The 3,349-nt window shown below is 68.3% G+C and carries 6 protein-coding genes; all 6 read right to left on the reverse strand.

Going from position 1 to position 3,349, the window contains the following annotated elements; all coding sequences use genetic code 11:
* Positions 1 to 306 carry a hypothetical protein gene (locus QK444_RS34410; protein WP_085996423.1) on the reverse strand — a complete coding sequence of 102 codons (306 nt, stop codon included), beginning with the start codon at positions 304 to 306 and terminating at the stop codon, positions 1 to 3.
* Positions 307 to 460: 154 nt separating this feature from the next.
* A complete protein-coding gene (locus QK444_RS34415) occupies positions 461 to 781 on the reverse strand; it encodes a hypothetical protein (protein WP_143980655.1) in 321 nt (106 codons plus the stop codon).
* Entirely contained in the window at positions 781 to 1,218 is a 438-nt protein-coding gene (locus QK444_RS34420) for a hypothetical protein (protein WP_282786186.1), read from the reverse strand. Before QK444_RS34420 ends, QK444_RS34415 begins: the two co-directional genes overlap by 1 nt.
* Positions 1,219 to 1,279: 61 nt before the next feature.
* On the reverse strand, positions 1,280 to 1,645 hold the full coding sequence (locus QK444_RS34425; protein WP_349239563.1) for a hypothetical protein: 366 nt from the start codon (positions 1,643 to 1,645) through the stop codon (positions 1,280 to 1,282).
* Positions 1,646 to 1,728: 83 nt separating this feature from the next.
* A complete protein-coding gene (locus tag QK444_RS34430) occupies positions 1,729 to 2,655 on the reverse strand; it encodes a glycosyltransferase (protein WP_282786187.1) in 927 nt (308 codons plus the stop codon).
* 42 nt (positions 2,656 to 2,697) lie between these two features.
* On the reverse strand, positions 2,698 to 3,349 hold a 652-nt coding region (locus QK444_RS34435), incomplete at its 5' end, for a metallophosphoesterase (RefSeq protein ID WP_282786188.1).

Below are 3,349 nucleotides of genomic sequence, written 5' to 3' on the forward strand. Positions count from 1 at the left end.
CTACTGCCGGATGAAGCTCGAGGCGATGCGCCAGAATGCTTCCGGCTGCATCAGGTGTAGATCCCAATCGTTCACCATCGCGTGTGCGGTGGTGACGATTCGCTCGATATCGAAATCGTACCGAGTGGCCGCTCCGGTGGATTCGACCTTATCGATCACGAATGCCGTTGCCGTCTCGCGGGAATAGTGCTGTTCGTGCCGACTGTCGTCGGCGAACCCGAGTCGGCTGAGGTTGATTGGCTGATTCATGCGAACGCCCCTGACGCCAGGCCGCCGGCTAATCGTCGGCGAAGAATCGCCGACCATTCACCGCACGGCTGTCTGGTAGTCCCCTGTTTGCCTTACAGGCATGAGTCTATGACCCTGCTCCGCACAGATGCAAGTACATCTGCAACCTCGAATATGCAGGGGGAGCAGGGATTTCAGTATGCCAAAGGTTTGCGAGAGATCATCATCGGAGTTACTTCGGGACGAAAATTCCGGTGAGATCAGCCTCCTTGATGGGGGTTTCGGGATTGGCCTGGGCCTGACACATCAGCTTGATGCTGACTATGGCCGCGTCGACGGTGTCGGCGCTCGGTTCGGTGGTGGAACTCTGTTCTTGTTCCAGGAATTTGCGGACGGTCACCCGCTGCTTTTCACCGTCCTGCGCGACGAATTCGCTGCACGGCGTGTCACCGCCCTTGTTCACGACCTCCTCGGCCGTCCCGCAGCCCGCGGTGATCAGTGCGGCGGCGACGGCGGCAGCGGCGGCCGCGCCCGCGATACGGTGTGTGTACATCAGAATCCCGCCAATCCTTCGGCCAAGCTCTCGATCTGGAGGACCCGCAGCGCGTCCGCTCGGACGTCCGGACAGCGCGCGGTGGTGATCTGGTCGACGACGCCGCGATTGTCGACGACGGCGGCGTTCACGCCGCTGTTTCGCAGTGCCCAGTTGTGCACCGTCCCGTTGAACGCCACCTTGCCCAGATCCGGGCCCTGGTCACGCCAGCCGGGAATATCGCCGCGCATCATGTCGCACAGTTGGTCGGCGGCCGCGTCGGAGACCGCGAGCACGCCCGGTGAGCTGATCACCAGGCTGCGCGCGGGCGCGGAGTTGCCGGGCACGGTGGTCTCGGTGGAATCGGAGCAGGCCGTCAGCAGCAGCGCCGCCCCGGCGAGCACCGCCGCGGCGCGACCGCCGTGCCGCCGGGCTCCGGCGGCGGCAGGCTTCTCCATGGCGTCTCCTGTCGGTGCTCTCTGCTGTCCGGTGCTTTCTGGTGTCCGGTGCTCGCTGCTGTCAATGCCCCTGCTGATCGGACAGGCGCAGCCCTTCGCGCGACTTGACCCGACGGTGTTCGGCGGTCACCGCGCCGATGCCGAAGCCCAGGCACAGCACCGCGATCACACCGGCGGCGATGGCCCAGCCGGGGAAGCTGTACGCGGCGGCGGTCAGCGTCCCCGCGAGGGCGACGAGGCCGATCGCGATGAGGATCAGACCCGGCCAGTTGCGCGAGTTCTGGACCGATTCACCGGCGTGGTGTCGGGTGGTACGGGTGATATCGGGGTCGTAGTCGCCCCGGCCCCGCTGCTCCGGAATGCCGGAGCCCGCGACGGGGCCGGACGAATGACCGTGGATGTCGGGCGACTCGTTTCCGGCAGGCATGATGTCTGGCCTCCTGTGCTGTCGGACGGGGTGATACCGCGCGGATACCCGGGGCGGCCCCGGCCAATCACCGGGTGTGACGACTACGACGTCTGTTCCCGCAGCAGCCGGTCCCAGCGCCGGAGGAAGTCCGGCAGTGCGAAGTTGGCCTGCGCCCAGTGCCGGGCGGCCTTGCCGGTCAGTTCGGCGAACAGCGGCTCGTGCACGAACTGCCGCACCGCCTCGGCGAGGATGTCGGGGTCGGTGGACACCACCCCGGCCTCGGCGGGTACCCCGGCCGACGCCTCGGTGGTGCCGACGGCGACGATCGGCATGCCCAGGTACATGGCCTCGATGACCGACATTCCGAGCGAGGTCCAGCGCGGGGTGTGCGCGAACACCCGCCGCAGCGCCAGCTCGTCGTGCAGCCGGGACTGTTCCAGGTCACCGCGGCCGGTGACGGTGTCCTCGGCGCGGCCGAGCAGGTGATGCAGCCGCTCGGTGCCGGTGCCGAACACGTCGATGGGCGCGGCGTCGCCGAGTCCGGCCAGCAGATCCGCTCCCGCGATCCGCCAGCGCTGCACCGGGTCGTTGACGATGGCGGCGGCCCGGGGGAGCGTCCCGACGTAGCGGTAGCCGGGATCGATCACGCCGTACGGCACCACATGGGTCGGGCAGCGGCCGTTGTCCCACATCAGCCGATTGAAATCGGTGACGTGCACGAGCGGCACATCGGTGCGATCGGCCAGGGGATGGCGGGACAGCGCGGCGTGCTCGCGCGGGGTCTCGTGCTCCACGTACAGGGCGGGCAGATCGCGTCCCGGTCGGCGGCCCAGCAACTCCTCGGTGAGTTCTATTTCCCGGGGGCGTTGCAGCACGACGATATCCGGGTCGGCATCGTCGAGATCGTCGGCCGGAGAGTCGATCACGCGGTAGCGGTGCCCGCCCTGGACGAAGGCTCTCGTCCAGGGCCCGTGCACATTCCACAGCAGCACGGTCAGGGCCTGGGGTTCGGTCGAGGCGTCCCTCATACCGGTCGGATGCCCTGCTCGGCCGGTGCGAAACGATTTCGATCAGTCGCACGCCGGTCGCAGGTCGTACACCGCGAAGGCCGCCCGGATCACCGGCGCGGCCACATTGCGCACCCGGATGCCGCCCGGCGTGGTACCGCGCTCGTAGCCGGCGTGCGCATGCCCGTGCACGGCCAGGTCCGCACCGCAGTCGTCGATGGCCTCACCGAGCAGATAGGAGCCCAGGAAGGGGTAGATCTCGCGCGGTTCGCCGTGCAGGGTGTCGCTGACGGGGGAGTAGTGGGTGAGCGCGACGGTGACATCGGTGCGCAGCCCGGCCAGCGCGGTGCGCAGGGACTGTGCGAGCTCCACGGTGTGCGAGGCGAATTCGCGCATCTGCCGCTCACCGAAGACGCTCGCGCACTTGCCCGCGAATCCACCGCCGAAGCCCTTGGTTCCGGCGACCCCGATGGTGTGCCCCCCGACGGTGACGGTGGCGGCGCTGCCCTCCAGCACGGTGATGCCGTGATCGTCGAGCAGCGTGGCTATCTCGTCCTGGGCATCGCTGTGGTGGTCGTGGTTGCCGAGCACGGCGACCACCGGAACGCCCACGTCGCCGAATTCCGCCGCCACCACGCGGGCCTCGTCGACGGTGCCGTGCCGGGTGAGGTCACCGGCCAGCAGCAGGATGTCGGCGCGTGCGGGCAGTTCGCGC

This window comes from Nocardia sp. CC201C (genome assembly GCF_030010695.1).
Taxonomy (GTDB): domain Bacteria; phylum Actinomycetota; class Actinomycetes; order Mycobacteriales; family Mycobacteriaceae; genus Nocardia; species Nocardia otitidiscaviarum.

What these genes read in the sequence shown, in the direction of transcription:
- QK444_RS34410 (WP_085996423.1), bottom strand. Translation starts at nt 306, where the DNA reads ATGGTCGGCGATTCTTCGCCGACGATTAGCCGGCGGCCTGGCGTCAGG.
- QK444_RS34415 (WP_143980655.1), bottom strand. Translation starts at nt 781, where the DNA reads ATGTACACACACCGTATCGCGGGCGCGGCCGCCGCTGCCGCCGTCGCC.
- QK444_RS34420 (WP_282786186.1), bottom strand. Translation starts at nt 1,218, where the DNA reads ATGGAGAAGCCTGCCGCCGCCGGAGCCCGGCGGCACGGCGGTCGCGCC.
- QK444_RS34425 (WP_349239563.1), bottom strand. Translation starts at nt 1,645, where the DNA reads ATGCCTGCCGGAAACGAGTCGCCCGACATCCACGGTCATTCGTCCGGC.
- QK444_RS34430 (WP_282786187.1), bottom strand. Translation starts at nt 2,655, where the DNA reads ATGAGGGACGCCTCGACCGAACCCCAGGCCCTGACCGTGCTGCTGTGG.